This is a genomic window from Psychrobacter sp. T6-1, from assembly GCF_052258445.1.
Window position 1 is genome coordinate 1 of record NZ_JBQQFC010000277.1, and the last position, 3,219, is coordinate 3,219.

The 3,219-nt window shown below is 46.5% G+C and carries 3 protein-coding genes and 1 pseudogene; 2 read left to right on the forward strand and 2 right to left on the reverse strand.

Annotated features, from left to right (window positions below):
- Positions 1 to 91 precede the first annotated feature (91 nt).
- Positions 92 to 661 (reverse strand): lactoylglutathione lyase, encoded by a 570-nt coding sequence (gene gloA / locus ACTXGO_RS11570; protein WP_443574605.1) that lies wholly within the window; start codon positions 659 to 661, stop codon positions 92 to 94.
- Between the two features lie 123 nt (positions 662 to 784).
- Positions 785 to 1,432: a carbonic anhydrase gene (locus tag ACTXGO_RS11575; protein ID WP_443574607.1), complete on the reverse strand. Its 648-nt coding sequence runs from the start codon at positions 1,430 to 1,432 to the stop codon at positions 785 to 787.
- 286 nt (positions 1,433 to 1,718) lie between these two features.
- On the opposite strand from ACTXGO_RS11575, the gene potA reads away from it, so the two are divergent.
- Positions 1,719 to 2,996 (forward strand): spermidine/putrescine ABC transporter ATP-binding protein PotA, encoded by a 1,278-nt coding sequence (gene potA, locus ACTXGO_RS11580; RefSeq protein ID WP_443574609.1) that lies wholly within the window; start codon positions 1,719 to 1,721, stop codon positions 2,994 to 2,996.
- Positions 2,996 to 3,219 (forward strand): annotated as a pseudogene (gene potB / locus ACTXGO_RS11585) (spermidine/putrescine ABC transporter permease PotB); the annotation flags it as partial. The gene potA and the pseudogene potB, both read left to right, overlap by 1 nt.

Sequence of the window (3,219 nt, forward strand, 5' to 3'; positions counted from 1 at the left end):
TTGCGGCAGTCTCAGTTGCGGTAGGATCACCCTCAGTAGTTGCCATAAAAAGATTACTCCAGTCATTATTGTTTTAGTCAATCGGGCATTACTAATCCATCAAGTCCGCTTGTACGATCTCAATCCAGTAACCATCGACATCTTTGATAAAGGCAATATTTTTCATACTGCCTTCCTCTGGTCGTTTTTTGAAAGTGACATCCTTGCTATCAAACCATTCTACAGCGGCCTCTAAATCAGGTACGCTAAAGCAAATATGTCCAAAGCCCTGCGGCGCCTCATTACCATCGTGATAGCTAAAGTCATCTTTGGTCTCGGTACCATGATTGTGCGTAAGCTCCAAAATACCGCGCTGACGAAAGGCATAAATCGCTAAATCGTCACCTGCGGGCAGAGTATCACGCTCGCTTTTGGTAAGCTTGGCTAAAAAGTACAAATCAAAACCCATATCAGGGAATTTTTTGACGGCAAGTAAGGTCATACCGAGCACGCCTGTATAAAACTCAAGCGATTTGACGGGGTCTTTGACGCGTAGCATGGTGTGATTAAAATTAAAGCCTTTGGTTTGAGCCGATATAGGCTGAACCCCTACCGCTTGTACGCTGCTCTTGGGCTGGTCAATCGACGCGTTACTCGTATCTGGACTTAATACCTTTGACATTATTATTCCTATTTTTTAAAAGTGTTACTCATCTTAATAAAAATCGCCGCGGGTACTGATGGCGTTTTGTATTAAGCTCATAAATTCAAATTAAGATGATAAACCTAGATTAAGCTTATACATTTAATTGTCTAAAAAGCGCACCTCACCTGTCTCTAAGTCATACTCAGCGCCGACGATGAGCAATTGACCACTACCAGATAAGTCTTCTAAAATACGCGAGCCGTGACGAAGCTGGCTGACCGACATGCGTACATTGGCGCTAATAGAGCGCTCAACCAATTCATCAGCGTCGACATCTTGCCCGTTGGCAGTAGCAAGCTCATGCAGGTTGTAGACACTGGGGCGGATGCGATCGACGATCGACTGCAAGTTGGGCGAGTAGTACTTGTCAGGATGGATCAGCGCGTCGACGCAAGCGGTCACCGCGCCGCAGTGCGAATGCCCAAGGACGACGACAAGCTTGGTATCGAATTGATCGGCAGCAAATTCAACAGAGCCAATTTGAGAGGGCGCGACCACATTTCCTGCCACCCGAATCACAAAAAGCTCGCCAAGCTTTTGATCAAAAACAATCTCTACAGGGACGCGGGCATCTGAGCAACCCAAAATAATCGCTAGTGGATTTTGCACACTGACCAGCTCAGGCCGCCTTTGCATACAAGGGTCTGTTGTATTTAAGCTCTCAACGTAACGCGCGTTGCCTTCTTTGAGTAGCGCCAGTACTTCTTGACCCGTTGCTGGGCGATTATTATCGGTTTGAGTAGTCATAGGACGTCCTTGTTTTGAGATGAGGGGCACAAGTTTTAAAACCTACCTAGTAAACAAAAACAATTGTATCGCAATAATGTTAAAAACAGGGTAAAAAATGTTTGTCTCAATGTTTGGCTATAAGCCAATTGCATAATTCATAATGAGATTTGGGTCATTCATTGGGTAGGTTTGTTATAATATCTAACCGTTGACGCAAGTCAAACCCTGCGCTTATCTTATATTCGTCGGTATACTTGATATAAATATTCACAAGCCTATTGTTAAAAGCTTAGGAATCCGCTTTATGACCAACTCGCTAGCAACTGTCATCCCAGCAAGCGCCAATAGCGCTTCTAACTATGATAAAAACACGCCTACTGACAGTAATAGCTTGCTGCAAATCACAGGGGTCAAAAAATCTTACGATCAGACGCAAGTGCTGACCGACATCAACCTCAATATCAAGCACGGTGAGTTCCTAACTTTGCTAGGTCCATCTGGTTGCGGCAAGACCACCTTGCTACGCTTGATTGCAGGTTTTGAGCAGCCGACAGCAGGTGCCATCGTTTTGGACGGCGTGCAGATGGCAGGTCTATCCGCTGATAAACGCCCTGTCAATACCGTATTTCAGCAGTATGCGCTGTTTCCGCATATGAGCGTCGCGCAAAACGTCGCTTATGGACTTAAGCTCAAAAAAGTCCCAAAGGATGAGATTCAAACGCGGGTGCGCGAGATGCTAGCGATGGTGCAGATGGAGCACTTGGCTAATCGTCGCCCGCAAGACTTATCTGGCGGTCAGCAGCAGCGTGTGGCTATCGCGCGCGCGGTCATCAATCGCCCTAAATTGTTGCTACTCGATGAGCCGTTATCAGCGCTCGATCATAAGCTGCGTTTGCAAATGCAGTCAGAGCTTAAACGCTTACAACGTGAGCTGGGTATTACCTTTGTCTTTGTCACTCACGATCAAGAAGAAGCCTTATCGATGTCAGATCGCATTGCGGTGATGAAAGATGGTAGGTTCCAGCAAATCGGCACGCCTATCGAAATCTATGAGACCCCTGCTAATCTGTTTACCGCCAAGTTCATCGGTGAAGCCAATCTGTTTAAAGCTGAGGTTAAAGGCGTGAACTTAAAGCAACCAGATCGCGATGGTCGCGTCACTAATGGGCGTATTGAGGTTGAGGTTTGCGAAGCGCAAGACGGCCCGACAACCCTGCGTAATTTGCGCCGCCCTGCGTTTGCGACAGCCGTTCAAGTCGGCGATATCGTCAATTTACTCCTGCGCCCTGAGGATTTGCGCATTTATGATCCCCATGATACGACGCATACGGGACTGCTAGGCCGCGTCATTGAAAGTAATTATAAAGGCAGTACGCTTGACTCTATTATTGAGCTTGAAAACGGTCATGTGATTAAAGCCTCAGAATTCTTTGACGAGGACGATCCTAGTTTTGATTACAAGTTAAATGAAGGCGTCAAAGTCTCTTGGGTTGATGGCTGGGAGTGGGTATTGCCTGATGACACTCATGGCGATACGAATGATGGCTATGACAACGTCGATAACGAAAAGGATGGCAGCTGATGGCAGGTCATGGCCGTTTCAATTTGGGCAGCAAAAGCCCCTTTCGTACTGCAACGCTGTGGCTGATTTGGGGCTGGCTACTAATATTTGCCCTGTTGCCTAATATCTTGGTCATTGCAGTGAGCTTTTTGAGCCGTGATAGTAGCGCGTTTATCAGCTTGCCGGTCACTATTGAGAGCTATATACGCCTAGTTGATCCGCTATATTTTGAGGTCTTCGTTCA